Annotated in this window: 26 protein-coding genes; 2 read left to right on the top strand and 24 right to left on the bottom strand. The window is 61.8% G+C overall.

The genetic code is table 11. The annotated features are described in order from the left end of the window. Nucleotides 1–348: 348 nt before the first annotated feature. From BM300_RS24125 to ccmA, 11 genes are all read right to left on the bottom strand, one after another. Nucleotides 349–2,442: an LTA synthase family protein gene (locus tag BM300_RS24125; RefSeq protein WP_063322380.1), complete on the bottom strand. Its 2,094-nt coding sequence runs from the start codon at nt 2,440–2,442 to the stop codon at nt 349–351. A gap of 389 nt (nt 2,443–2,831) precedes the next feature. Beyond that, nucleotides 2,832–3,239 carry a hypothetical protein gene (locus tag BM300_RS24120; RefSeq protein WP_072341675.1) on the bottom strand — a complete coding sequence of 136 codons (408 nt, stop codon included), beginning with the start codon at nt 3,237–3,239 and terminating at the stop codon, nt 2,832–2,834. Between the two features lie 14 nt (nt 3,240–3,253). After that, nucleotides 3,254–4,456, bottom strand: a complete 1,203-nt coding sequence (gene ccmI, locus BM300_RS24115) for a c-type cytochrome biogenesis protein CcmI (protein ID WP_092222869.1) — start codon at nt 4,454–4,456, stop codon at nt 3,254–3,256. Next, entirely contained in the window at nt 4,449–4,922 is a 474-nt protein-coding gene (locus BM300_RS24110) for a cytochrome c-type biogenesis protein (protein ID WP_003199166.1), read from the bottom strand. Before BM300_RS24110 ends, ccmI begins: the two co-directional genes overlap by 8 nt. Further along, entirely contained in the window at nt 4,919–5,455 is a 537-nt protein-coding gene (locus tag BM300_RS24105) for a DsbE family thiol:disulfide interchange protein (RefSeq protein WP_063322384.1), read from the bottom strand. Before BM300_RS24105 ends, BM300_RS24110 begins: the two co-directional genes overlap by 4 nt. After that, nucleotides 5,452–7,440 (bottom strand): heme lyase CcmF/NrfE family subunit, encoded by a 1,989-nt coding sequence (locus tag BM300_RS24100; protein WP_092464215.1) that lies wholly within the window; start codon nt 7,438–7,440, stop codon nt 5,452–5,454. The genes BM300_RS24105 and BM300_RS24100 overlap by 4 nt, the downstream gene beginning before the upstream one ends. 3 nt (nt 7,441–7,443) lie before the next feature. Next, on the bottom strand, nt 7,444–7,899 hold the full coding sequence (ccmE, locus tag BM300_RS24095; RefSeq protein WP_063322386.1) for a cytochrome c maturation protein CcmE: 456 nt from the start codon (nt 7,897–7,899) through the stop codon (nt 7,444–7,446). After that, complete coding sequence (gene ccmD, locus BM300_RS24090; RefSeq protein ID WP_003199159.1) at nt 7,896–8,072, bottom strand: heme exporter protein CcmD; 177 nt, start codon at nt 8,070–8,072, stop codon at nt 7,896–7,898. The genes ccmE and ccmD overlap by 4 nt, the downstream gene beginning before the upstream one ends. Next, nucleotides 8,069–8,824 (bottom strand): heme ABC transporter permease, encoded by a 756-nt coding sequence (locus tag BM300_RS24085; RefSeq protein ID WP_063322387.1) that lies wholly within the window; start codon nt 8,822–8,824, stop codon nt 8,069–8,071. The genes ccmD and BM300_RS24085 overlap by 4 nt, the downstream gene beginning before the upstream one ends. Nucleotides 8,825–8,918: 94 nt before the next feature. After that, nucleotides 8,919–9,587, bottom strand: a complete 669-nt coding sequence (gene ccmB / locus BM300_RS24080; RefSeq protein ID WP_003199151.1) for a heme exporter protein CcmB — start codon at nt 9,585–9,587, stop codon at nt 8,919–8,921. Further along, on the bottom strand, nt 9,584–10,219 hold the full coding sequence (gene ccmA, locus BM300_RS24075) for a cytochrome c biogenesis heme-transporting ATPase CcmA (protein WP_092348956.1): 636 nt from the start codon (nt 10,217–10,219) through the stop codon (nt 9,584–9,586). Before ccmA ends, ccmB begins: the two co-directional genes overlap by 4 nt. A 199-nt stretch (nt 10,220–10,418) precedes the next feature. On the opposite strand from ccmA, the gene BM300_RS24070 reads away from it, so the two are divergent. Continuing rightward, a complete protein-coding gene (locus BM300_RS24070) occupies nt 10,419–11,990 on the top strand; it encodes a flagellar hook-length control protein FliK (RefSeq protein WP_092222868.1) in 1,572 nt (523 codons plus the stop codon). After that, complete coding sequence (locus BM300_RS24065) at nt 11,987–12,316, top strand: EscU/YscU/HrcU family type III secretion system export apparatus switch protein (RefSeq protein WP_063322390.1); 330 nt, start codon at nt 11,987–11,989, stop codon at nt 12,314–12,316. The genes BM300_RS24070 and BM300_RS24065 overlap by 4 nt, the downstream gene beginning before the upstream one ends. A 259-nt stretch (nt 12,317–12,575) precedes the next feature. Here BM300_RS24065 and BM300_RS24060 read toward each other — a convergent pair whose 3' ends face one another. The 13 genes from BM300_RS24060 to flhF all read right to left on the bottom strand — a co-directional run bounded on the left by BM300_RS24060 (nt 12,576) and on the right by flhF (nt 24,834). Continuing rightward, entirely contained in the window at nt 12,576–12,971 is a 396-nt protein-coding gene (locus BM300_RS24060; RefSeq protein ID WP_003183966.1) for a DUF2802 domain-containing protein, read from the bottom strand. A 1-nt stretch (nt 12,972) separates the two neighbouring features. Next, nucleotides 12,973–13,458, bottom strand: coding sequence for a chemotaxis protein CheW (locus BM300_RS24055; protein WP_003199144.1), 486 nt, complete (start codon nt 13,456–13,458; stop codon nt 12,973–12,975). A gap of 72 nt (nt 13,459–13,530) precedes the next feature. After that, the gene (locus BM300_RS24050; protein WP_092348950.1) at nt 13,531–14,406 is read right to left on the bottom strand and encodes a CheW domain-containing protein; all 876 of its coding nucleotides are present in this window, start codon (nt 14,404–14,406) and stop codon (nt 13,531–13,533) included. Nucleotides 14,407–14,502: 96 nt separating this feature from the next. Beyond that, nucleotides 14,503–15,294, bottom strand: a complete 792-nt coding sequence (locus BM300_RS24045; protein ID WP_053120309.1) for a ParA family protein — start codon at nt 15,292–15,294, stop codon at nt 14,503–14,505. Nucleotides 15,295–15,343: 49 nt separating this feature from the next. Beyond that, a complete protein-coding gene (gene motD / locus BM300_RS24040; protein ID WP_072341651.1) occupies nt 15,344–16,228 on the bottom strand; it encodes a flagellar motor protein MotD in 885 nt (294 codons plus the stop codon). Between the two features lie 15 nt (nt 16,229–16,243). Next, entirely contained in the window at nt 16,244–16,984 is a 741-nt protein-coding gene (locus BM300_RS24035; RefSeq protein ID WP_063322393.1) for a flagellar motor protein, read from the bottom strand. Next, nucleotides 16,984–18,117 (bottom strand): protein-glutamate methylesterase/protein-glutamine glutaminase, encoded by a 1,134-nt coding sequence (locus BM300_RS24030; RefSeq protein WP_072341648.1) that lies wholly within the window; start codon nt 18,115–18,117, stop codon nt 16,984–16,986. Before BM300_RS24030 ends, BM300_RS24035 begins: the two co-directional genes overlap by 1 nt. Nucleotides 18,118–18,165: 48 nt before the next feature. Beyond that, nucleotides 18,166–20,424, bottom strand: coding sequence for a chemotaxis protein CheA (locus BM300_RS24025; protein ID WP_092348947.1), 2,259 nt, complete (start codon nt 20,422–20,424; stop codon nt 18,166–18,168). 30 nt (nt 20,425–20,454) lie between these two features. After that, a complete protein-coding gene (locus BM300_RS24020) occupies nt 20,455–21,240 on the bottom strand; it encodes a protein phosphatase CheZ (RefSeq protein ID WP_063322395.1) in 786 nt (261 codons plus the stop codon). Nucleotides 21,241–21,258: 18 nt separating this feature from the next. Continuing rightward, nucleotides 21,259–21,630: a chemotaxis response regulator CheY gene (locus BM300_RS24015; protein ID WP_003199125.1), complete on the bottom strand. Its 372-nt coding sequence runs from the start codon at nt 21,628–21,630 to the stop codon at nt 21,259–21,261. A 167-nt stretch (nt 21,631–21,797) separates the two neighbouring features. Further along, a complete protein-coding gene (gene fliA, locus BM300_RS24010) occupies nt 21,798–22,541 on the bottom strand; it encodes an RNA polymerase sigma factor FliA (protein ID WP_014337177.1) in 744 nt (247 codons plus the stop codon). Beyond that, entirely contained in the window at nt 22,538–23,368 is an 831-nt protein-coding gene (gene fleN / locus BM300_RS24005) for a flagellar synthesis regulator FleN (protein ID WP_003184001.1), read from the bottom strand. The genes fliA and fleN overlap by 4 nt, the downstream gene beginning before the upstream one ends. Before the next feature lie 116 nt (nt 23,369–23,484). Then, a complete protein-coding gene (gene flhF / locus BM300_RS24000) occupies nt 23,485–24,834 on the bottom strand; it encodes a flagellar biosynthesis GTPase FlhF (protein WP_063322396.1) in 1,350 nt (449 codons plus the stop codon).

Genomic DNA, 24,834 nt, shown 5'->3' with positions numbered 1-24,834 from the left:
TAATTCGCGCGACCTTCCTGCTTATGCCTGTCGGATCTACGTCACAGCGTTCCGTGCAAGTATTGGGCTTTGGCAATTTTGGCTACCTTACCCCGCTGCACCGCCTAATCCGCTTCCTGTTCGTCAGGCCAGCATTTTGCCTCGGGCTTCCTTCAGATTCGCAGTCACCCGCGACACCCTTGCCTCTGGCTAACACTTCCCCTTGCCGGGTGTGTAGAGGACTTTCACCTCCAAGTCACCAGCGTGACCACCACAGCCAAGCTGGTTGCGCTTGCGCGCAACGCGCCATGCCTGGCGCACCAAAAAAAAAGAGGCCTTGGCAGGCCTCTTTTTTATGTGCGCCGTTTATCAGTCCGGCTTGCCGTCAACAACGCCGGCGGTGTTATCCAGCAGGCTCTTGGTCGCGGTTTGCAGGAAAGATTCGAGCTTGAGTTTCATCGGCGCGGTGTCCGGTGCATTCGGGATGATTTCCGCACCTGGGTTGGCGCCCAGTTCATAGCGATACATCTTCGGTTCCATTTCCTTTTCCTTCGGCAGGACCAGGATATGGTCATCGCGGATGATCGCCGTGGTCTGCTCGCTGCCCGACGGCTTGATCACACCAAAACCGGGATCGCCTTGCGGCAGGTTCAACAGGTCACGGCCCCAGCACTGGTTCCGTACTTGCCCACCGATCCGGCCCATGATGGTCGGCACGATGTCGACCTGAGTACCTACGGTGTGATTACGCTGGCCGAATTTCTCCTGGACGCCCGGGCCGATCAACAGCATCGGCACGTTGAAACGGCCCAGGTCCATCTCGGTGATCTGGCGTTCGTTGCCAAAGCCATGGTCGCCGACCACGACGAACAGGGTTTCCTTGAAGTAAGGCTCCTTGCGGGCCTTCTCGAAGAACTGGCCCAGGGCCCAGTCGGAGTAGCGCATGGCGGTCAGGTGTTCGTTCAGCCGACCACGGTCGGTGACCGGCTCGACCGGCAACGGCGTCGGCAATGCATAAGGGGTGTGGTTGGACAGGGTTTGCAGCAAGGCATAGAACGGCTTGCCGTTTTCCCGCGCCTTGAGCTCGATCAGGCCACGGTCGAACATGTCTTGGTCGGACACACCCCAGGTGGGATCGGAAAACACCGGGTTCACATAGTCGTTACGCCCGATGAAGTTGGTCATGCCCTGGCTGCTGAAGAACCCCGACTGGTTGTCCCAGGCGAAATCGCCGTTGTAGACATACACGTCGTCGTAGTCACGGGCGCTGAGCAGTTGCGGCAGGCCTGACAGCTTGTGGCTGCCCTCCGGCGTCTGCATCAGGTATTCGAAACCCGGCAGGTTCGGGAAGCACGCCATGGTGGCGAACATGCCCTGGTGGGTGTGGGTGCCGTTGGAGAAGAAACGGTCGAACAGCAGGCCTTCCTTGGCCAGTTTGTCCATGTAGGGCGTGATGTTGCCCGGCGCGCCCAAGGCGCCCACCGAGTGACCGGCCATGCTTTCCATGAGGATCACGACCACATTCTTGATCGGCAGGGTCTTGTCCGCCGGTGGCGTGTAGTCGCGGCGCACGGCGGCTGTCGCGGTGTCCACCAGTTTATCGTCAGGCATCACCAGCATGTCGCGCACGGTCTGCTGCGCCAGCGGTTGCTCAAGGGTGGCTTTCCAGATGTTGTCGCGGTCTTCGGACATCCGGCTCTTGGCCGCCGCCACCAGCGACAAGGTGCCGTTGAGGCCCAACTGGTTGGCGAAGTTCGAATCGGTGGTGTAGACGTCGCCCCAGCGCAGGGGCGGCCCTTGGCGCAAGGTGCCGCGCGCGGCGGTCACGGCGACCAGCAGGCAAACGACAAACACCGCGACACGCCCATACCACGGGGCGATCTGCCGAGTGCCAATGGTGCCGCCACTGAACGGCCCGCGGGGACGCGTGGCGCGGTCGGCACCCTTGAACGCCAGGCTGAGGATAATGGTGCCGCCGGCCCACGCCAGCAGGTAGCGCACCACCGGGAAACCGTACCAGAGCATGCTCATCACGGTTTTCGGGTCTTCCTTTACATACTGGAAGACCAGGCCGTTGAGGCGCTGGTGGAATTCACGGTAGAAATCCATCTCCATCAAGCCCAGGAACAGCGCGATGCTGGAAGTGACAGTCAGCCAGAAACGAAAGAACCCACGGGCCGCCATGGCCCTTGCGCTGAACAACGCCAGCAACAACGGGATGCAGAGGTAGACCACCAGGCGCAAGTCGAAACGCAGGCCGTTGACGAAGGCTTCAACGAAGGTCGAAGCCGGCGTGTCGAGGATCATCTCGCGGTTATAGACCAGCAGCGCCACGCGCAGCAGGCTGAACATGACCATCATCACCAAGGCACAAAGCAACGTGTAGGCCAGGTGCGATTTGACAGTCGGTTGCAGCAGGCGATGCGTAGTACGCTGCTGACTCAGGGCGTCCGGGATTGCCATGTCGTTTAAGGACCCTATCGGAATTGGAGTGACAAAAAGAAACAACGGCGCGCCCTCTGTTGGCCAAAACCTGGCCCCGGGGCTTGCGCGAGTGCGCAAATGTTGCACGAACGGCTATGGCATTGCCATTAAATAACCGACGGCGATATGAGCGCGGGGGATTGTCCGCAAGATTTAGTGAAAATTTCGTTCAAAGAATATCCAGAAACACAAAATCCCCGGTCTGCTGATGAAGTTGAGCCGAACGATGTTGTGGAGAGGGGATTTATCCCCGTTGGGTCGCGAAGCGACCCCATCACTGTGGATTCAATCTGCCTGACATACCGAGTCATCAGGTTTCAGGGCTGCTTCGCAGCCCAGCGGGGATAAATCCCCTCGCCACAGGGACCTTAATGAAACTGGCGTCCAAGACCCGCCGGCACGCCTTCGATGGTGGTGTCTTCCCATGGGCCATTCGGGCTGACGGAACGGCTCCAACCATTGTTCCAGCGGTAATAGGTTCGCTGGCGATAGAACGTGTTCGTCTGGTTGTCCAGCACATAGACCCCAAGCTTGGCGTCCCAATGGCTGTTGCCACCCGGCGGCGGGGCGAAGCTGGCGGATGTACGCGGCAGCGGTTTGGCCGGTTTGTTCGGGATGACAGGTTTGCCCGGCGGTGTGGACGGGGCCGGTTTGCTGGTCGGGGTCGACGGCGGGATCGGTGGCAGCGGCGCCGAGGGCTCCGACGGACGCTGGACCGCACAAGCGCTCAGGCCCATGACGAGCGTGAGCAGGGTGATACGAGCGATGGCGGTCATGGTGCGAATTCCTGTTATTTGTCCGGACTGTCGATGGTCAATTGTTGCTGCGCCGTGGTGCTGCTCGCCAGGGGCTGGCTGCGGCCGATCCACTCACCCGCGGTCGGCTGGCCGGCCCGGGAGATGCGCGCCACCAGTTGGACTTCGGGGAAGTTCGACAGTTTCAACTGCGGCATCATGGCGTCCGCGTCGCCCAGTTCCACCGTGACCGGCAGATCGGCGACCGTCAGGCGCTTGGCGGCCAGCGGCGCAGGTGGGCCGGAAACGGCGCGAGCGAAGATGAATACACTGTCGCCCGGCTGCACCTTGGCCTTGAGTGCCGGCGCCAGGTCCACGCGCACCTTGAGCAATGCCGCAGCCTTGGCGATAGGCGCCTGGGCGACCTTGCCGCCACTGCCCTGCAGCTTCTCGGTGGCACGGGTAATGCCGCCCTGCAGCGCCTCCCGGGACTTGTCGCCCTCCGGCAGTTGCGCGAGCAGACGCCCCCAGTAGTCGATCGCATCCTGATAACGCTCGCCTTCAAACGCGGCGATGCCCAACAGGCCGAGGCTGGTGACTTCCTTCGGATCGAGCTTGAGCGCTTCGTCGGTCAAGGCCTGGACTTTATCCGACCATTTCTTGCCATCGGCGAAATACTGCGCCTGGGCCCACTGGCCCAACAGTTCCGGTTGACGACCGGCGACGGCCACGGTGCGCTCGAAGAGCTTCGCCGCGTCCGCCGGCCGATCCTGCGCCATGTAGGTACGCCCGAGGAAGTACAGCCCCTCGGCATTATCCGGCTGCGCCGCCACGGCGCGTTCCAGGCGCAGGGTCATCTCTTCCATCGACTGCGGCGCCTGGGCGAATTCACGGGTCAGCTCGACCTTGTCACTGGCACCGAAATGCAGGTACAGCGCCAGGCCCAACAACGGTACCAGCACGGCGGCGAGCAACGGCAACGGCTTGCCCAACCGGGATTCGCGCGGTGTGTCGGCGCCCTCGGTGTCGGCGAGCAGTTCACGGGCGGCTTCGGCGCGACCGGTGTCCAGTTGCGCCGCGTTGAGCACACCCTCCTCCCGCTCGGTCTGCAATTCGGCGACACGTTCCTGATACAACGCCACGTTGAGTGCGGTACGGTCCTCCTCCAGTTGGGCGCGGCGACCGCGCAGCACAGGGATCAACAGAAAACTCAGGGCAACCAGAAGAAGCAGACCTGCGGCGAGCCAGAAATCAATCATGCTTGGTTTTATCCAACAGTTGGTCGAGGCGCTGGCGCTCTTCGACAGAAAGCGTGTCCGGGGCGGCGGTGCGCTGGACCCGGCGGCGGCGCACGATTACCGCAATGACAACGAAACCACCAAACAACAGCCCGGCGGGGCCGAACCAGAGCAGCGCCGTCTTGGAGGACAGGGCGGGGTTGTAGCGCACGAACTCACCGTAGCGATCGACCATGAAATCGATGATCTGCTGGTTGTCCTTGCCCTCACCGAGCATGCGGAAGATTTCCTTGCGCAGGTCGGCGGCAATAGGCGCGTTGGAGTCGGCGATGTCCTGGTTCTGACACTTGGGGCAGCGCAGCTCCTTGGTCAGTTCGCGAAATCGCTCGCGCTCGCCGTCGTTGGCGAATTCGTAGGTATCAATGGCGGCATGGGCCACACCGGCAAGGCTCAGGCCGAGGATGGCGGCAGCTAACCAGCGCTTCATGGCTTGGCCTCGTCCACCAGTGCCTGGTATTTGGCGGCCAGCTTCTCGCGCCAGACCTGCTCGTCAATCACGCCGACGAACTTGTCGCGGATGATGCCCTTGGCATCGATGAAGAATGTTTCCGGCGCGCCGTAGACACCCAGGTTCAGGCCCAGGGAGCCGTCTTCATCGCGAATGTCCAGTTGATACGGATTGTGGAACTCGGCCAGCCATTTCAAGGCGTCGGCATTGACGTCCTTGTAATTGACGCCGTAGATCACCACGCCGTTCTGGGCCAGCTTGTTCAACACCGGGTGCTCGACCCGGCAGGAGATGCACCAGGTGCCCCAGACGTTGACCAGCGCCGGCTTGCCCAGCAGGTCGGCGCGGGTCAAGGTCTTGTCGCCCTGCACCGATGGCAGGGAGAAATCCGGGAACGGCTTGCCGATCATCGCCGAGGGCAACTCGCTCGGGTTCAGGTACAGCCCGCGGTACAAAAACACCGCCATCAACAGGAACAGCGCCAGCGGCACCAACATCAACCAACGTTTCATGCAGTGGCTCCCGTCATGCCCAGGGTCTCACGCACCCGGGTTTTCACCTTGACTCGATAACGACGATCCAGCGCCGCCAACACCCCACCCAGGCCGGTGAGCAAGCCACCGAACCAGATCCAGCGCACGAACGGCTTGACGTGAACCCGCACCGCCCACGCGCCATCGCCGAGGGACTCGCCCAGCGCCACGTAGAGATCGCGGGTGAAACCGGCATCGATGCCAGCTTCGGTCATGACCGAGTTCTGCACGGTGTAGAGACGTTTTTCCGGGTGCAGCACGGTGATTTCCTGGCCGTTGCGAATAACCCGCACAGTGCCTTTGTCGGACGTGAAGTTCGGGCCCTCGAAATGTTTGGCGCCCTCGAAAACGAACTGATAACCGGCCAGGTCCATGGACTCACCCGGCGCCAGGCGCAGGTCGCGCTCGGCGCTGTTCTGGCTGGACAGCACCACGCCCAGGGCGCAGACGGCGATGCCCAGGTGGGCGACCTGCATGCCCCAGTAACTGCGGGTCAGGGTCGGCAGGCCCTTGATCAGGCCTTTGTGCCGGGTCTTGTCGAAGATGTCCCGCACACCCGCCAGCAATACCCAGGCCGCCAGCACGAACGTCGCCAACACCGCCCAGTTGAAATCGCCATACGCCACGCCGGCCACCACGGCCAGAGCGGCCGTGCCCAGCAGCACCGGGGTCAACATGCCCAGCAGCCACTTGACCGGGGTGTCTTTCCAGCGCACCAGCACACCGATGGCCATCACCACCATCAGGATCGCCATCAGCGGGATGAACAACGCATTGAAGTATGGCGGCCCCACCGACAGCTTGGCGCCGGACAACGCATCGAGCACCAGCGGGTACAACGTCCCCAGCAGGATCATCGACGCGGCCACCACCAACACCAGGTTATTGCCCAGCAACAGGGTTTCCCGTGACCAGAGGTTGAAGCCGACCTGGCTCTTGACCACCGGTGCACGCAGGGCGAACAGCGTCAGCGAACCGCCGACCACGAACAGCAGGAACATCAGGATGAACACGCCGCGCTCGGGGTCAGAGGCAAAGGCGTGCACCGACGTGAGTACGCCGGAACGCACCAGGAAGGTTCCCAACAAGCTCAGCGAGAACGCCGCGATGGCCAGCAACACGGTCCAGCTCTTGAACACCCCACGTTTTTCCGTGACAGCCAGGGAGTGAATCAGCGCCGTGCCCACCAGCCAGGGCATGAAGGACGCGTTTTCCACCGGGTCCCAGAACCACCAGCCGCCCCAGCCGAGCTCGTAGTAGGCCCACCACGAGCCAAGGGTGATGCCGATGCCGAGGAAGGCCCAGGCGACGATGGTCCACGGACGCGACCAGCGTGCCCACGCGGCATCGAGGCGCCCACCGAGCAACGCGGCGATAGCGAAGGCGAAGGCCACGGAGAAGCCGACGTAGCCCATGTAGAGCATTGGCGGGTGAACGATCAGGCCGATGTCTTGCAGCAATGGGTTGAGGTCGCGACCATCCATCGGCATCTGCGGCAGGATGCGCTCGAACGGGTTGGAAGTGACAATCAAAAACAGCAGGAAACCGGTGCTGATCATGCCCATCACCGCCAGCACCCGGGCCAGCATCACTTGGGGCAACTGCCGGGAAAACACCGAGACGGCGAAGGTCCAGCCAGCAAGGATCAACGCCCAGAGCAACAGCGACCCCTCATGGGCGCCCCACACCGCGCTGAACTTGTAGTACCAGGGCAAGGCGCTGTTGGAGTTGCTGGCGACGTACGCCACCGAAAAATCGTCAGCCATGAAGGCATAGGTCAGGCAACCGAAGGCAAACAGCATGAAGGCGAACTGGCCCCATGCCGCCGGCTGGGCCAGGCTCATCCACAAACGGTCGCCGCGCCAGGCACCGAGCAACGGCACCACGGCCTGCACCAGGGAAAAACACAGGGCCAGGATCATCGCCAGGTGGCCCAACTCGGGAATAAAGATGCCAGCAGTCATCGATCAGCCCTCCTTCACGGGAGCGGGCGCCGACTGGCCGCTGTCTTTCAGCGCCTTGGTCACTTCCGGCGGCATGTATTTTTCGTCGTGCTTGGCCAGCACTTCATCGGCCACCACCACGCCGTCGGCGTTGAGCTTGCCCAGGGCGACGATGCCCTGCCCTTCGCGGAACAGGTCCGGGAGGATGCCGCGATAGGTGATGGTCACGGTCTTGTTGAAGTCGGTGACATTGAACTTCACATCCAGTGAATCCCCGGAGCGCTCCAGCGAGCCTTTTTCCACCATACCGCCAGCGCGGATGCGGGTGTCCTTGGGTGCTTCACCGTTGGCGATCTGGGTCGGGGTGTAGAACAGGTTGATGTTCTGCTTCAGGGCACTCAGGGCCAGGGCGACCGCGACACCGACACCCACCAGGATCGCAAGAATGATGACAAGACGTTTTTTGCGCAGCGGATTCACTGACCGTTCTCCCGGCGCAGACGACGCGCCTCTTGTTGCAGATACCGCTTGCGGGCCAGGATCGGCACCGCCACGTTGAGGGCCAGCACCACCAGGCAAATGCCATAGGCTGACCAGACATACAGGCCATGATGGCCCATGGCGAGGAAATCGCCGAATGAAGCGAAACTCATCGAACGGCCTCCAGACTGTTCTGCACTTCGGCCTTCACCCAACTGGCCCGGGACTCGCGCTTGAGCACTTCCAGACGCATGCGCAGCAACAGCACCGCGCCGAAGAAACAGTAGAAACCCAACACCGTCAGCAACAGCGGCAGCCACATTTCGACGGGCATCGCCGGTTTTTCGGTAAGGGTGAAGGTTGCGCCCTGGTGCAGGGTGTTCCACCACTCCACCGAGTACTTGATGATCGGGATGTTGATCACGCCGACAATCGCCAGCACTGCGCAGGCCTTGGCGGCACTGTCACGATTGCTGATGGCGTTGCCCAGCGCAATAAGACCGAAGTACAGGAACAGCAGGATCAGCATCGATGTCAGTCGCGCATCCCAGACCCACCATGAGCCCCAGGTCGGCTTGCCCCAGATGGCCCCGGTGACCAGCGCCACGGCCGTCATCCAGGCACCGATGGGCGCGGCGCATTGCAGGGCTACGTCGGCCAGCTTCATCTTCCACACCAGCCCGACCACACCGCACACCGCCAGCATCACGTAGACGGACTGGGCCAGCAGCGCCGTGGGCACGTGGATGTAGATGATGCGAAAGCTGTTGCCTTGCTGGTAGTCCGGCGGTGCGAAAGCCAGGCCCCAGACCACGCCAGAACCAATCAACAACAATGCAGCGATGCTCAACCATGGGAGCAGTTTGCCGCTGATGCCGTAGAACCACTTGGGTGAGCCGAGCTTGTGAAACCAGGTCCAGTTCATTGTTGTTTCCATCACGGTTGCGGCTCGCCGTCACGAACCGCCGGGGCAGCCTTTACTTCCAAAGAAGTGGTCAATTTTTGACCAGGCCTCGTTATTATTCGCCGACGCTGATCTTCAGGCCAGCGGCTATTGCAAAGGGTGTCAGGGTTATCGCCAGGGCGGTCAGGCTCCCAAGCCACAGCAGATAACCGGTCGCGGGCATGCCTTGCAGCGCCGCTTGCAAGGCACCACTGCCCAGGATCAGGACCGGGATATACAACGGCAGGATCAGCAGCGCCAGCAACAGGCCGCCGCGCTTCAACCCCACCGTCAACGCCGCGCCCACCGCACCGAGCAGGCTCAACACCGGCGTGCCCAGCAGCAGCGACACCAGCAGCACCGGCATGCACGCGCCGGGCAGCCCCAGCATCATTGCCAGCAATGGCGAGAGCAATACCAGTGCCAGCCCGGAAAAAACCCAGTGTGCCAGTACCTTGGCCAAAACCAGAAGGGCCAGGGGGTGCGACGAAAGGACCCACTGTTCCAGCGAGCCGTCTTCGAAATCACTGCGGAAAAGCCCGTCCAGCGAGAGCAGGACCGATAAAAGCGCGGCGACCCAGACCAGTCCCGGAGACAAGGTTTGCAACAATTGAGTCTCCGGCCCGACCGCCAACGGGAACAATGCAATGACAATCGCGAAGAACACCAGCGGATTGGCCAATTCGGCCGGACGACGGAACAGCAGGCGCGCCTCGCGGGCAAGCAACAGGCCAAACACACTCATACGGCCCAGTTCCCCAGATCAATGTTGCGATAACCGGCCGGCATCCGCGCCAGCGTGTGGTGGGTGGTCAAGAGCACCATGCCACCGTTTTCACAGTGCAGGGCCAAGTGTTCCTCGAGTTGCGCGACGCCCTGCTTGTCCAGGGCGGTGAATGGCTCGTCGAGAATCCACAGCGGCGGGCTGTCCAGGTACAGCCGGGCCAGCGCCACGCGGCGTTGCTGGCCGGCAGACAGGGTGTGGCTCGGCACGTCTTCAAAGCCGCGCAGCCCTACCGCCGCCAACGCCTGCCAGATCGCTTCGCGGCCGACCGGCGTATGCAATGCGCAGAGCCAACTGAGATTTTCTTCGGGGGTCAGCAAATCCTTGATACCGGCGGCATGGCCGATCCAGAGCAGATTGCGGGCCAGCTCGCTACGCTGGCCGTGCAAGGGCTGGCCATTGAGCAACACCTGGCCGGCGGTGGGCTGCATCAATCCGGCGAGCAGGCGCAGCAGGCTGGTCTTGCCGCTGCCGTTGGGACCACTGATCTGCACCATATCGCCGGGCGAGAGTCTCAATTCGAGATTTTCGAAAAGCAGCCGCAAGTCTCGCTCACAGGCGAGGCCAACGGTTTGCAGGAGAGGACTGGTCAAGGGATCGCGGGCCTTATACGGTTCAAGTCGGCGGTGCAGCGGCCGTTAAAGAGGTGCAGCATAGATGCTTTGACGGCCTGTTCCACAGAGCTGCGTCAAACAATTGCAAGGTTTTCGCCACTCCCTGAAAGACGGGCGGCATTATACATGTGATGCCCTACTCTCAAGAGGGCTTATTTTCCCCAGGGTAAGACCGCAGATGACAGGCGACATCAACATCCTGCCGCTGCCCCAGGCCACGGCAACGACGCGTATGCCAGCGGTGACGGGCGAGCTGCTCAAATTGCTGGCACCGGCCGAAGGGCTGATCGGCCCCGGCCAGACCGCCCAGGCCGAAGTGCTGTCGCTCAAGCAGGCGGACCAGACCTTCCAGTTGCTGCTCAAGGTCACATTGGAAAGCGGCCGCCAGACCACCGTGCAGGCCAGCAGCACCCAGCCGTTGCCACAGGGCACCAGCCTGGCCGTGACCCAACCGTCCGCCAGCAACCTGGCCATCACCGTGCAACAGGCCGTCGCTTCCAGCGTCGCCACCCTGACCCGGATCGACACCGCACAGTTGCCGGTCGGCACCCTGCTGCAAGGCAAGGTGCTGACCAGCCAGGCCCTGCCGCAATTGCCGGGGCAACCGGCGGTGTATCGCTCGTTGGTGAGCCTGCTCAACACCGCCCAGGCCGGCAGCACCCTGGACATCGACAGCCCGCAACCGCTGCGAATCGGCACGCTGTTGAGTGCCCAGGTGCAAGATGCCCAGACGCTGAAGTTCGTTCCGCTGAGCAACCGCCACGAGCAATTGGCGGTGAGCCAGCAATTGGTCACGCAAATGAGCCAGCAGGGCTCGCTGGACAATCTGATCACCGTCCTGCAAAACCTTCCGGCCAACGATGACACCGGTGCCGAGCTGCGCGCCGCGGTGACACGCCTGTTGGCCAGCCTGCCGGATGTCCAGCAACTGAGCACGCCCAAGGGGCTGGCCCAGGCCATGGTCGCCAGCGGTGTGTTCCTGGAAAGCAAGTTACTCGCAGGACAGCCGCCGGGGCCGGCACCCGACCTCAAAGGCGACCTGCTCAAGCTGATCGCCCAACTGACGCCAGCCCTGCCCGCATCCACCAACCTCACGGCCATCATTGCCGCCAACACCCTGGCCCAAGTACTGCCCAGTTTTGTCCGCAACGCCCTGGGAACCCTCGGCCAGGTCAGCGCCAAGCCGCAACCCACCAGCTTCCCCCTGCCCTCGCGCCAGACGAAAGGCCAGGACGAAGAAGGCGACCTCGAACACCTGCTGCGCCTGGCCGCTGCCGCCGTGTCGCGCCTGCAAAGCCATCAATTGTCGAGCCTGGAGCAAACTGGCCTGACTGACGACGGTCGGCTGATGAGCACCTGGCAATTGGAAATCCCGATGCGCAATCTGCAGGACATCGTGTCCTTGCAGGTCAAGTTCCAGCGCGAGGAAACCCCGCCCCGGGAGCAACCAGACGAACGCCGTGAAGAACGCGAGCCGAAACAGCAGCTCTGGCGGGTGGAATTGGCGTTCGACATGGAACCGCTGGGGCCGCTGCAGGTTCAGGCGCAATTGCTCAGCGGCAGCCTGTCGAGCCAGCTGTGGGCCGAACGGCCGTACACCGCGAGCCTGATCGAAAGCAACCTGACAGCGCTGCGTGAGCGCCTGGTGACCTGTGGCCTGAACGTCGGCGACCTGGACTGCCACCTCGGCACTCCGCCCCAAGGCCCCAAGACTCGTCTGGAACAACGCTGGGTGGACGAAACCGCATGACAACCCACACCGAACCCCGCCAGGCCATCGCCCTCAAGTACGACGGCCACCACGCCCCGACCCTCACCGCCAAGGGCGACGAAGCCCTGGCCGAGGAAATCCTGCGGATCGCCCGGGAAAGCGAAGTACCGATTTATGAAAACGCTGAGTTGGTGAAGCTGTTGGCCCGGATGGAATTGGGCGACAGCATTCCGGAGGAGCTGTACCGCACGATTGCCGAGATCATTGCGTTTGCCTGGAACCTCAAGGGCAAGTTTCCCCAGGGCTACGACCCGAATGCGCCGAGTGCCGAGAAGGACGTGACGGACCGCGGCGAGGATTACTGATTACAGCAACGCTGTTCCCGTGGCGAGGGAGCTTGCTCCCGCTCGGTTGCGCAGCAACCGCAAAAAGATGGGGCCGCTGCGCGACCCAGCGGGAGCAAGCTCCCTCGCCACAGGGGCTGTTTGTTGGCTGGACTTTAGGGGAACGCCAGAAAAACCTGTGGGAGCGAGCTTGCTCGCGATGGCGGGCGCACAGTTGTGTTGACTGTTACACCGCTATCGCGAGCAAGCTCGCTCCCACATTGGATTGGGGTGAAGGCGATCAGCCGCCCTTGTGCAGCTTACTCATCAACTCCGCCTCGGCCTGGGTCAGGCCGCAAGCTTGGGTCAGTTCGTCGACGCTGGCGCCCATGCCCACCAGGCGGGCAGCCTGGGCGAAGGACAGGCTGGAGGGGTCGCGCTGTTCCAACTGGGCGAGTTTATCCGGCAACGGCGCGACCACGGCACGCAGCTCATGGAGCGCTTCGCCCATGCGCACGGTGCCGTTCTGGTAATCATCGACGCGCTTGGCCAGGTCCTTGATGCGCTGGTCACGCAGCGCATCGCCCTGGGCCTGCTGAGCGGCGATCTGCCGCTGGCCACGTATATACGCCAAGAACATCGCCAGCGTGCCTGCCCAGAAAAGGAACAGGACAATGACTGCTACCTCAAGAATCAAATCAGATACTCTCCAGTTCCGACCACTCTTCTTCGCTCATCATCTTGTCCAGTTCAACCAGAATCAGCAACTCGTTGTTCTTGTTGCACACGCCCTGAATGAACTTGGCGGATTCTTCGTTACCCACGTTCGGCGCAGTCTCGATTTCCGACTGACGCAGGTAAACCACTTCAGCGACGCTGTCGACCATGATGCCAACCACTTGCTTGTCGGCTTCGATGATGACGATCCGGGTGTTGTCGCTGATCTCGGCATTCATCAGGCCGAAGCGCTGGCGGGTATCTATCACTGTAACCACGTTGCCACGCAGGTTGATGATGCCCAGCACATAGCTCGGTGCACCCGGTACCGGGGCGATCTCGGTATAGCGCAGCACTTCCTGAACGCGCATCACGTTGATGCCGTAGGTTTCGTTATCGAGCTTGAAGGTTACCCATTGCAGAATCGGATCTTCAGAACCCTTTTGAGACGACGCCTTATCATTCATACCCTGACCCCTCGAAAAACCGCCTGTGGCGGCGTGTATTCTGTCCGGCGACGCTGTGCGCCGCCGGTTGTCTTATTTCGGTTTCTGGACCGGCTTCTTGCTGCCGCCCAAGTGTTTTGCCCCGCCGCTGGCGATCAGCTCCGCCAGCTCGGAAACGTCCAGCAAGGCGCACATATGCTCGATCACCGTACCGGCCAGCCATGGCCGTTGCCCTCGATGGCTGCGCCACTTGATCTCGTTCGGGTCCAGGCGCAGCGAACGGCTGACCTGATGCACCGCCAAACCCCACTCGTAACCTTGCACCGAAATCACGTATTGCAGGCCCTGGCGAAAATCATCGCGATAACGGTCCGGCATGACCCAGCGCGCGGTATCCAGCACCTTCAGGTTGCCGGCCTGGCTCGGCAGGATCCCGAGGAACCATTCCGGCTGGCCAAACAACGGCGTCAATTCCTGCCCGGCCAGGGAATAAATCGATCCCAGGCATACCAGCGGCACCGCCAGGGTCAACCCGGCCACATCGAACAACAAACACTCGAACGGCTCGGCGGCCCAGGCCGGACGGTCGTCGCCCGGCACCGGCGGAGGCGGGCTGCTCGGCGGCAGGTGGATTTCCACCACCGGCGTCACCAGGCCTTGCAGCAACGGGGCAACGGTCGAGACCGGCGCCAGGATCGGCGCAGGCGCGTCCATGACCGCCACCTGAGGCTTGATGAACGGTGCCTCGACCGCCGCAGCCACTACTGATTTCTGTGCATCACGGGCCTGCTCTTCGAGCACGGCCGCCTGAAACTCATCCAGCACACCCTTGGCTTCGACATTCTCGGGCAACGCCTCGATCAGGCTGGGCTGTGGTGGCAATTCTTCGGTCGCTTCCTGCAACAGCCCATCCAGATAGGATTGCAGGGCCATTTGCGGACGCGAAGTTGTCTTTATCGGGCGGCTCATAGGAACAGTGCGCCACTTGAAGAGGTTATCGGCATGAATGCGGTAGGACTTGAGCGTTCGCAAGCGAACGCAGTGCCAGTGGAAAGCCTCGTCACCTTAAGCCACCTGCTGTGGAACAAGCTGCTGGGCCAACAGGTGCTTGAGCAGCGCCCGGTAGGCCAGCACGCCACGGCTCTTGCCATCGAATTGCGAGGGCGTCACACCCGCGCGGCTGGCGTCCCGCAAGCGGGTATCGACGGGGATATAGCCTTGCCAGATGTCCTCCGGGTACATGTCCCGCAACACCCGCAGGGTGCCCAGGGACGCCTGGGTGCGACGATCGAACAAGGTCGGCACGATGTTGAAGGCCAGCGTCTGCTTGCGCGAGCGGTTGACCATCGCCAGTGTATTGACCATGCGCTCCAGGCCCTTGACGGCCAAGTGCTCGGTCTGCACCGGGATCACCAACTGCTGGCTGGCAGCCAAGGCATTGACCATCAGCAAACCCAGCAACGGCGGGCTGTCGATGATCGCGTAATCGAAATCCTGCCACAGCTGCGCCAGACTCTTGGCGATTACCAAGCCCAGCCCGCTCTGCCCGGGCGACTGTCGCTCCAGGGTGGCGAGAGCGGTGCTCGATGGCAGCAGGGAAATCCGCTCGTCGCTGGTGGACAACAGCAACTGCCCCGGCAGGCCCTCGGGCACAACGCCCTTGTGCAGGAACAGGTCGTAGTTGCTGTGCTCCAGGCTATCGGGATCGTAGCCGAAATAGCTGGTCATCGAGCCATGGGGGTCCAGATCGACGATGACCACGCGCTTGCCCGCCTCGGCCAGCAACCCGGCTAAAGCGATGGAAGATGTGGTCTTGCCCACACCACCTTTTTGATTGGCGACTGCCCAGACTCTCATTCGGATCGTTCCTCCCGGCCGAAACAGGCTCGACCGAGAAATAGCTCGGTTATAAAGCGGGTGACGGAGAATTGACGGCACTCTGTCTTCCCGGCGACTTGACCGGAGCCGGTGCAGTTTGTGTGCCAGCCCGCTTCAAGGCGGCGTCCGGTTTTGCATTGGCCGTGCCGGTACCGGTCAGGCTGCGGCGCACATCGAGGTTACGCGACACGACCAACACCACGCGCCGGTTACGCGCGCGCCCCTCGGCCGTGGCGTTATTGGCCACCGGCTGGAACTCGCCATAGCCCACCGACGCCAGGCGACCGGGGTTCACGCCCTGCATGGCCAACATGCGCACGATGCTCGCCGAACGGGCCGAGGACAGCTCCCAGTTGGTCGGGTACTGTGCGGTACGAATCGGCTGGTCATCGGTGAAGCCCTCGACATGGATCGGGTTGTCGAACGGTTTCAGGATCGCCGCCACCTTATCGATGATATTGAATGCCATATCACTGGGCATGGCGTCGCCGCTGCCGAACAACAGGCTGGAGTTGAGCTCGATCTCGACCCACAGCTCATTGCCACGCACGGTCATCTGGTTCGAGCTGATGAGGTCACCGAACGCCGCGCTGATGTCATCAGCGATGCTTTTCAGCGGATCGCTGCCACCGGCGATACCGGCATCGACCTGCTCGGCATCCCTGACCAGCGGCTTGGCCGGCGTCGTGGTCTTGGGTCGCTCATCACCTATGGGGATGGGCTTGAGGGCGCGGTCGGAGTCGGAAAAGACCCCAATCAACGCCTCGGAAATCACTTTGTACTTGCCTTCGTTGACCGACGAAATCGAGTACATGACCACGAAAAAGGCGAACAGCAGCGTAATGAAGTCGGCATAGGAAACCAGCCAGCGTTCATGGTTGACGTGTTCTTCATGATGCCTGCGACGAGCCATTTTCCATGTCTCCCATCAGTCCATGAAGCCCTGGAGCTTCAACTCAATGGAGCGCGGGTTTTCGCCTTCGGCGATCGACAGGATCCCTTCCAGCAGCATTTCGCGATAGCGCGACTGGCGCAACGCGATGGACTTGAGCTTGGCGGCGATCGGCAACAGCACCAGGTTCGCGCTGGCCACGCCATAGATCGTGGCGACGAACGCCACGGCGATGCCGCTGCCCAGTTGCGATGGATCGGCCAGGTTGCCCATTACATGGATCAGGCCCATCACCGCACCGATGATGCCGATGGTCGGCGCGTAGCCGCCCATGCTTTCGAATACCTTGGCCGCTTCGATATCGCGACTTTCCTGGGTGTAGAAATCCACTTCCAGAATGCTGCGGATGGCTTCCGGCTCGGCGCCGTCCACCAACAATTGCAGGCCTTTGCGTGAGTAGCTGTCAGGTTCGGCATCGGCCACCCCTTCCAGGCCCAGCAAGCCTTCCTTGCGCGCGGTCAGGCTCCAGTTCACCACCCGGTCGATACCACCGGCCAAGTCGACACGGGGCGGGAACAGAATCCAGATCAGCACCTGCATGGCGCGTTTGAAAGCGCTCATGGGCGACTGCAACAGCGCCGCGCCAATGGTGCCACCGAGCACGATCAACGCCGCCGGGCCGTTGGCCAGCGCGCCCAGATGCCCACCTTCCAGATAATTGCCGCCAATGATGGCGACGAACGCCATGACGATGCCGATCAGGCTGAGCACATCCATTACAGGCACGCCTCGACCAGGTGTCTACCGATGTCGTCCAGCCCGTACACCGCGTCGGCGAGGTCCGCCTTCACGATGGCCATCGGCATGCCGTAGATCACGCAGCTGGCTTCGTCCTGGGCCCAGATCGCACTGCCGCCTTGCTTGAGCAGGCGCGCACCTTCACGACCGTCGGCGCCCATGCCGGTGAGCACCACCGCCAGAACTTTGTCACCGTAGGACTTGGCCGCGGAACCGAAGGTAATGTCCACGCAAGGCTTGTAGTTCAGACGCTCGTCACCGGGCAGGATTTTCACCGCGCCCCGACCATCGATCATCATCTGCTTGCCACCGGGTGCCAACAACGCCAGGCCGGGACGCAGGATGTCGCCATCCTCGGCTTCCTTGACGCTGATGTTGCACAGCTTGTCCAGACGCTCCGCGAAAGCCTTGGTGAACGCCGCCGGCATGTGCTGGATCAACACGATGGGGGCCGGGAAGTTGGCCGGCAACTGGGTCAGGACCCGTTGCAGTGCCACCGGGCCACCCGTGGACGTACCGATAGCGACCAGCTTGTAGGCTTTGCGCTTGGGTGCCGGCGACGTTGCACTGGCGGGTGCCGAACGCGTCGGCGCAGGTGCCGGCGCGCTGCGTACCGGGGCCGGATTGAAACTGCTCGATGCCGTCGGCGCTGGCGCAGGGCTTGGTGCCGCAACCGGGGCTGGCGCCGGTGCGCTGTAGGCACCGACACGGCGATTGCTGCGGGAAATGCTGTGGACCTTTTCGCACAGCAACTGCCGGACCTTGTCGGGGTTGCGCGAAATGTCTTCGAAATTCTTCGGCAGGAAATCCACCGCCCCGGCGTCCAGCGCATCGAGGGTCACCCGAGCGCCTTCATGGGTCAGGGACGAGAACATCAATACCGGGGTCGGGCAGCGCTGCATGATATGCCGCACGGCCGTGATGCCGTCCATCATCGGCATCTCGTAGTCCATGGTGATCACGTCCGGCTTGAGCGCCAGGGCCTGATCAATCGCCTCTTTGCCATTGGTCGCGGTACCGACGACCTGAATACTCGTGTCCGCCGAAAGAATTTCCGAGACGCGGCGGCGGAAAAACCCCGAATCGTCCACCACCAGGACTTTAACTACCATAAACACTCCGTTAGACGAGGCGCGGCCCTGGGCCACGCCCCTCCAGAATCAAATACGCCGAGCGGCGTAACGCTTGAGCATGCTTGGCACATCGAGGATCAACGCGATGCGGCCGTCGCCGGTGATGGTGGCGCCGGACATGCCCGGGGTGCCCTGGAGCATCTTGCCCAACGGCTTGATGACCACTTCTTCCTGGCCCACCAACTGGTCGACAACGAAGCCGATCCGCTGGGTGCCCACCGAAAGGATCACCACGTGGCCTTCGCCCTGCTCCACATGAGCGGCGGAACTGACCAGCCAGCGCTTGAGGTAGAACAGCGGCAGTGCCTTGTCCCGTACGATCACCACTTCCTGGCCGTCCACCACGTTGGTGCGCGACAGGTCGAGGTGGAAAATCTCGTTGACGTTGACCAGCGGGAAGGCGAACGCCTGGTTGCCCAGCATCACCATCAGGGTCGGCATGATCGCCAGGGTCAGCGGGACCTTGATGACGATCTTCGAGCCCTGGCCCTTGGTCGAGTAGATATTGATCGAACCGTTGAGCTGGGAAATCTTGGTTTTCACCACGTCCATGCCCACGCCACGGCCCGACACGTCGGAAATCTCGGTCTTGGTCGAGAAACCTGGGGCGAAGATCAGGTTGTAGCACTCGGTGTCGCTCAGGCGGTCAGCGGCATCCTTGTCCATCACACCGCGTTTCACCGCGATGGAACGCAGCACGTTAGGGTCCATGCCTTTGCCGTCGTCGGAGATCGATAGCAGGATGTGGTCGCCTTCCTGCTCGGCGGCCAGGATCACCTTGCCGCTGCGGACCTTGCCCGAGGCTTCGCGTTCTTCCGGCGACTCGATGCCGTGGTCGACCGCGTTGCGCACCAAGTGGACCAGCGGGTCGGCCAGGGCCTCGACAAGGTTCTTGTCGAGGTCGGTTTCTTCACCCACCAGTTCCAGGTTGATTTCTTTCTTGAGCTGGCGAGCCAGGTCGCGAACCAGGCGCGGGAAGCGCCCGAAGACTTTCTTGATCGGCTGCATCCGGGTCTTCATGACCGCGGTCTGCAGATCCGCCGTGACCACGTCGAGGTTCGACACGGCCTTGGACATGGCTTCATCCTGGCTGTTGAGGCCCAGGCGCACCAGACGGTTACGCACCAGCACCAGTTCGCCGACCATGTTCATGATCTCGTCCAGGCGCGCGGTATCGACCCGAACAGTGGTCTCGGCTTCGCTGGCCGGTTTTTCCGCTGGCGCAGCCGCCGCAGCACGGGCGGGCGCCGGAGCAGCAGCGGCAGGCTTGGCAGGTTCGGCCTTCGGTTCCGGTGCCTTGGCAGCGGGTTTGGGCGCAGCCTTGGCCGCCGGTGCAGCCGCTGCGGCAGCGGCAGCAGGCGCAGCAGAAGCGGTACCGACTTCGCTGAACTTGCCCTTGCCATGCAACTCGTCGAGCAGTGATTCGAATTCGTGATCGCTGATCAGGTCGCTGCCCGCGGTAGCAGCGGCAGGCTTGGCCGGTGTCGGCGCCGAAGCGATGGCTGAATCCAGCGCGTCAACGGCAAAGGTGCCCTTGCCATGCAACTGATCGAGCAAGGCTTCGAATTCGTCGTCGGTGATGTCCGAGCTGTCGCCCGCGGCTTTCGGGGCGGCCGGAGCCGTCGGCGGCACGACCGCATCCGGCGCGAACTGGCCCTTGCCATGGAGCTGGTCGAGCAGTGACTCGAACTCGGCATCGGTGATTTCATCGCTGGCAGCCCCATCGGCGACCGGTGCAGCAGGTGCAGCCGGAGCGACCGGCGCCTCGGCCTGGGCCTTGACGGTATTCAGGGAGTCCAGCAGTTGTTCGAATTCGTTATCGGTGATGTCGCCCGATGCCTCGGCGACCGGTTCTTCAACCGCAGGCTCGGCAACCGGAGCCGCTTCGTCAGCCGATTGCGGCTCGGCCAGGCGCGCCAGCGCAGCGAGCAGTTCGGGGGTGGCAGCGGTGATCGGCGAGCGCTCACGCACTTCGCTGAACATGCTGTTGACCGCATCCAGCGCTTCAAGCACCACGTCCATCAGTTCCGAATCAACGCGACGCTCACCCTTGCGCAGGATGTCGAACACGTTTTCGGCAATGTGACAGCACTCCACCAACTCGTTGAGCTGGAGGAAGCCGGCGCCTCCTTTTACAGTGTGGAAACCGCGAAAAATTGCATTGAGCAGATCCGCATCATCTGGTCGGCTTTCCAGCTCGACCAGCTGTTCAGACAGTTGCTCTAGAATCTCGCCGGCCTCAACCAGGAAATCCTGAAGGATCTCTTCATCGGCGCCGAAGCTCATTAATGGCTGCTCCTAAAACAGGGCTAAAACTCAGAATCCAAGGCTGGACAGCAAATCGTCCACATCGTCCTGACCGGACATAACGTCTTCTCTTTTATCGGCATGAATCTGCGGACCTTCACCCTGAGAGAGATGTTTTTGTGGATCTTTTTCAGCGAGCATCGCTTCACGGTCGTGTTCGATGCCTGCAAAGCGGTCGACCTGGCTGGCCATCAACACCAGTTTGAGCAGGTTGCTTTCGACTTCGGTGACCAACTGGGTCACGCGCTTGATCACCTGACCGGTCAGGTCTTGATAGTCCTGAGCCAGCAGGATGTCGTTGAGGTTACTGGCCACGGCGCGGTTCTCGTTGCTGCTGCGCGTCAGGAAACCGTCGACCCGACGGGCCAGCTCCCGAAATTCTTCGGCGCCGACTTCGCGCCGCATGAACCGACCCCAGTCGGTGCTCAAGGCCTGGGCTTCGTCGCTCAGGCCATTGACCAGGGGCGTTGCGCTTTCCACCAGGTCCATGGTGCGGTTGGCCGCAGCCTCGGTCAGCTTGACCACATAACCCAGACGCTCGGTGGCGTCGGTGATCTGCGAGACTTCCTCGGCCTGCGGCATATTCGGGTCGATCTGGAAATTGACAATCGCGCTGTGCAATTCACGCGTGAGCTTGCCCACCTCCTGATACAGACCGCGGTCACGGGTCTGGTTGAGCTCATGGATCATTTGAACCGCATCGCCAAAGCGACCTTTTTCAAGGCTGTCGACCAGTTCGCGGGCATGTTTTTTCAGGGTCGATTCGAAATCGCCCATTGAAGATTCGTTATCCATAGCTCCCCCGTGGCGCCGTTAACCGATGCGTTCGAAGATTTTTTCGATCTTCTCTTTCAACGCCTGGGCCGTGAAGGGTTTGACCACATAGCCGTTTACACCGGCCTGGGCCGCTTCGATGATCTGCTCGCGCTTGGCTTCGGCAGTGACCATCAGCACCGGCAGATGCTTGAGTTTTTCGTCGGCACGCACCTGGCGCAACAGGTCGATACCGGTCATGCCCGGCATGTTCCAGTCGGTGACCAGGAAATCGAAGTTGCCACTGTGCAACATCGGGAGCGCAGTGGTCCCGTCATCTGCTTCGGCCGTGTTGGTGAACCCAAGGTCACGCAACAGGTTTTTTATGATCCGCCGCATCGTTGAGAAGTCATCAACGATGAGGATTTTCATGTTCTTGTCCAATTCGACCTCCAAGCAGTCTTAAACGCGCCCAGCACCTGGACGCGCCATTTCAATCAATCCGGCACAACACTCGACAACGGTCTGGAGCACAACGGATGGAGACTGGTACAGCACCTGCCAGGCCAGCCTCGTTCGCAGTGTCCCCACACTGCCTGTCAACGCGCTCGCCACTCCCCCAAACGCCCCCGCAAACGGGCCGCGCACTGGCTGTGTAACTGGCTGACCCGCGATTCGCTGACCCCCAGGACCTCACCGATTTCCTTGAGGTTCAGCTCTTCGTCGTAGTACAGCGCCAAGACCAGCCGCTCACGCTCCGGCAGATTGGCAATCGCATCCGCCAGCGCGCTCTGGAAACGTTCATCTTCCAGGTCACGCGACGGCTCCATGTGAGCACTTGCATTATCCTCGTGCAGCCCTTCATGCTCGCCGTCCTGCAACAGGTCGTCGAAACTGAACAGGCGACTGCCCAAGGTATCGTTCAAAATCCCGTAATAATCGTCGAGACTCAACTGGAGTTCGGCCGCAACCTCGTGATCTTTAGCGTCACGCCCGGTTTTAGCTTCAATTGCCCGAATTGCATCACTGACCATGCGGGTATTGCGGTGTACCGAACGCGGCGCCCAATCGCCCTTGCGGACTTCATCGAGCATCGCACCGCGAATGCGAATACCGGCATACGTCTCGAAACTCGCGCCCTTGCTCGCGTCGTATTTGTTCGACACTTCGAGCAGGCCGATCATGCCCGCCTGGATCAAGTCCTCGACCTGGACACTGGCCGGCAACCGCGCCAGCAAGTGATAGGCGATACGCTTGACCAGTGGCGCGTAACGCTCGATCAATTCGTATTGGGCGTCCCGTGCCGATTTTTTGTAGAGATGGTTGTAACCGCTGGCTGTCATAGCACGGGCCCTGCTGTTTGTTGCACAAGACGCTCGACGAAAAATTCCAGATGCCCGCGAGGGTTGGCCGGCAGTGGCCAGGTATCGACCTTCTGGGCGATTGCCTTGAACGCCAGCGCGCATTTGGAACGTGGAAAGGCTTCATAAACGGCACGTTGCTTCTGGACGGCCTTGCGTACGCTTTCGTCGTAAGGCACTGCGCCGACGTATTGTAGGGCGACGTCCAGGAAACGATCCGTGACCTTTGTCAACTTGGCGAACAGGTTGCGTCCTTCCTGCGGGCTCTGGGCCATGTTGGCCAGGACGCGGAAGCGGTTCATGCCATAGTCGCGGTTAAGCAACTTGATCAGGGCATAGGCGTCGGTGATGGACGTCGGTTCGTCGCAGACCACCAGCAGCACTTCCTGGGCCGCGCGGACAAAACTGACGACCGAGTCACCGATACCGGCTGCGGTGTCGATCACCAGCACATCGAGGTTGTCGCCGATGTCGCTGAAAGCCTGGATCAGGCCCGCGTGCTGGGCCGGGGTCAGGTGAACCATGCTCTGGGTGCCTGAGGCAGCCGGCACGATGCGAATCCCGCCCGGCCCCTGCAACAATACGTCACGCAGCTCACAGCGCCCTTCAATCACGTCCGCCAGCGTGCGTTTGGGTGTAAGCCCCAACAACACGTCGACGTTCGCCAGGCCCAGGTCGGCGTCCAGCAGCATGACCCGTCGGCCAAGCTCTGCCAGAGCCAGGGACAAGTTCACTGACACGTTAGTCTTCCCGACGCCACCTTTGCCGCCGGTCACCGCGATCACCTGTACGGGATGCATGCTGCCCATGTTCGTTCTTTACCTTGTCTTACTTAGACGGAGGCCACATTACTGGCTGCGCGTTCACATACGGAACAATGCATGGCAGACCATCGATGTAGGTACAAAAAATATTCATGATTACCTCAGCCGACCTGCTTGGTCGGGCTGTGGTAGATATCAGCGAACATATCAGCCATGGCTTCTTCGCTGGGTTCTTCCTGCATTTGCACACTCACGGCACGACTGACCAGTTGATGACGGCGCGGCAGATGCAAATCATCCGGGATCCGCGGCCCGTCGGTCAGGTAGGCCACCGGTAATTCATGACCGATCGCCAGGCTCAACACCTCGCCCAGGCTTGCCGTTTCGTCCAGCTTAGTCAGGATGCAGCCGGCCAGCCCGCAGCGTTTGTAGCTGTGGTATGCGGCGGTTAGAACCTGTTTCTGGCTGGTGGTTGCCAATACGAGATAATTTTTTGACTTGATACCGCGTCCGGCCAGGCTTTCGAGCTGCATGCGCAGGGCTGGATCGCTGGCTTGCAGGCCTGCGGTATCGATCAGCACGACGCGTTTGCGCAGCAGCGGCTCCAGCGCCTGGGCCAGGGACTGACCCGGATCCACATGGGTCACCGACACATTGAGGATCCGGCCGAGGGTCTTGAGTTGTTCCTGGGCGCCGATACGGAAACTGTCCATGCTCACCAGGGCAATGCTCTGGGCGCCGTACTTGAGTACATAACGGGCGGCGAGCTTGGCCAGGGTGGTGGTCTTGCCCATGCCGGCAGGACCGACCATGGCGATTACCCCGCCTTCTTCCAACGGCTCGACTTCCGGGGTCGCGATCATCCGCGCCAAGTGCGCCAGCAACATGCGCCAGGCCTGACGAGGCTCCTCGATATCATTGATCAGCGCCAGCAGGTCCCGGGACAACGGGCCGGACAGGCCGATGCGTTGCAGGCGACGCCACAGGTTGGCCTGGGCTGGACGGCTGCCTTGCAGCTGGTTCCAGGCCAGGGAGCCGAGCTGGACTTCCATCAGCTCACGCAGGCTGTTGAGTTCAAAGCGCATCGAATCCAGGGCCCGCGGATCGACACCCCGGGCAGGCGCTGCGGGCGCTGGCTCAGGACGACGCGGTTCGGCGTGGGCCTGCTCGATCAGCGGTTCGGCAGCAGTCAAAGGCAGGCCGGCCGTCAGCGGCTGACCGGCAAACAATTGACGATTGGTGCCTGCCGCGCCCTCGCCTTCGCTGCTGCGCAGGCTCAGCTCGGCCTGGGCGCTGGCGATGCGCGATTGGGTCTTGCGCAGCTCGTCTTCAAGTTCCATGTTCGGAACCCGGGGAGCCAGCGCCGACAATTTATAATCCAGCGCAGCCGTCAGTTCGACACCGCCAGCGATCCGGCGATTACCGATGATGGCCGCTTCAGCGCCCAGCTCGTCACGAACCAGCTTCATGGCCTGACGCATATCGGCGGCGAAAAAACGCTTCACTTGCAT

Origin of the sequence: Pseudomonas sp. NFACC46-3 (assembly GCF_900114515.1) — a bacterium.
GTDB classification, from domain to species: Bacteria; Pseudomonadota; Gammaproteobacteria; order Pseudomonadales; family Pseudomonadaceae; genus Aquipseudomonas; species Aquipseudomonas fluorescens_Q.
This window is presented reverse-complemented; position numbering and strand designations above follow the sequence as displayed.

Coding starts and splice junctions, on each gene's coding strand:
- BM300_RS24045 (WP_053120309.1), bottom strand. CDS start 15,294: ATGAGAGTCTGGGCAGTCGCCAATCAAAAAGGTGGTGTGGGCAAGACC.
- BM300_RS24025 (WP_092348947.1), bottom strand. CDS start 20,424: ATGAGCTTCGGCGCCGATGAAGAGATCCTTCAGGATTTCCTGGTTGAG.
- fliA (WP_014337177.1), bottom strand. CDS start 22,541: ATGACAGCCAGCGGTTACAACCATCTCTACAAAAAATCGGCACGGGAC.
- BM300_RS24105 (WP_063322384.1), bottom strand. CDS start 5,455: ATGAAACGTTGGTTGATGTTGGTGCCGCTGGCGCTGTTCCTGTTGATG.
- BM300_RS24065 (WP_063322390.1), top strand. CDS start 11,987: ATGACAACCCACACCGAACCCCGCCAGGCCATCGCCCTCAAGTACGAC.
- ccmD (WP_003199159.1), bottom strand. CDS start 8,072: ATGAGTTTCGCTTCATTCGGCGATTTCCTCGCCATGGGCCATCATGGC.
- BM300_RS24110 (WP_003199166.1), bottom strand. CDS start 4,922: ATGAAGCGCTGGTTAGCTGCCGCCATCCTCGGCCTGAGCCTTGCCGGT.
- BM300_RS24070 (WP_092222868.1), top strand. CDS start 10,419: ATGACAGGCGACATCAACATCCTGCCGCTGCCCCAGGCCACGGCAACG.
- ccmI (WP_092222869.1), bottom strand. CDS start 4,456: ATGATTGATTTCTGGCTCGCCGCAGGTCTGCTTCTTCTGGTTGCCCTG.
- BM300_RS24125 (WP_063322380.1), bottom strand. CDS start 2,442: ATGGCAATCCCGGACGCCCTGAGTCAGCAGCGTACTACGCATCGCCTG.
- BM300_RS24100 (WP_092464215.1), bottom strand. CDS start 7,440: ATGACTGCTGGCATCTTTATTCCCGAGTTGGGCCACCTGGCGATGATC.
- BM300_RS24035 (WP_063322393.1), bottom strand. CDS start 16,984: ATGGATGTGCTCAGCCTGATCGGCATCGTCATGGCGTTCGTCGCCATC.
- BM300_RS24055 (WP_003199144.1), bottom strand. CDS start 13,458: ATGAATGATAAGGCGTCGTCTCAAAAGGGTTCTGAAGATCCGATTCTG.
- motD (WP_072341651.1), bottom strand. CDS start 16,228: ATGGCTCGTCGCAGGCATCATGAAGAACACGTCAACCATGAACGCTGG.
- ccmB (WP_003199151.1), bottom strand. CDS start 9,587: ATGAGTGTGTTTGGCCTGTTGCTTGCCCGCGAGGCGCGCCTGCTGTTC.
- flhF (WP_063322396.1), bottom strand. CDS start 24,834: ATGCAAGTGAAGCGTTTTTTCGCCGCCGATATGCGTCAGGCCATGAAG.
- BM300_RS24020 (WP_063322395.1), bottom strand. CDS start 21,240: ATGGATAACGAATCTTCAATGGGCGATTTCGAATCGACCCTGAAAAAA.
- BM300_RS24120 (WP_072341675.1), bottom strand. CDS start 3,239: ATGACCGCCATCGCTCGTATCACCCTGCTCACGCTCGTCATGGGCCTG.
- BM300_RS24085 (WP_063322387.1), bottom strand. CDS start 8,824: ATGAACTGGACCTGGTTTCACAAGCTCGGCTCACCCAAGTGGTTCTAC.
- BM300_RS24015 (WP_003199125.1), bottom strand. CDS start 21,630: ATGAAAATCCTCATCGTTGATGACTTCTCAACGATGCGGCGGATCATA.
- BM300_RS24030 (WP_072341648.1), bottom strand. CDS start 18,117: ATGGTAGTTAAAGTCCTGGTGGTGGACGATTCGGGGTTTTTCCGCCGC.
- BM300_RS24050 (WP_092348950.1), bottom strand. CDS start 14,406: ATGAGCCGCCCGATAAAGACAACTTCGCGTCCGCAAATGGCCCTGCAA.
- fleN (WP_003184001.1), bottom strand. CDS start 23,368: ATGGGCAGCATGCATCCCGTACAGGTGATCGCGGTGACCGGCGGCAAA.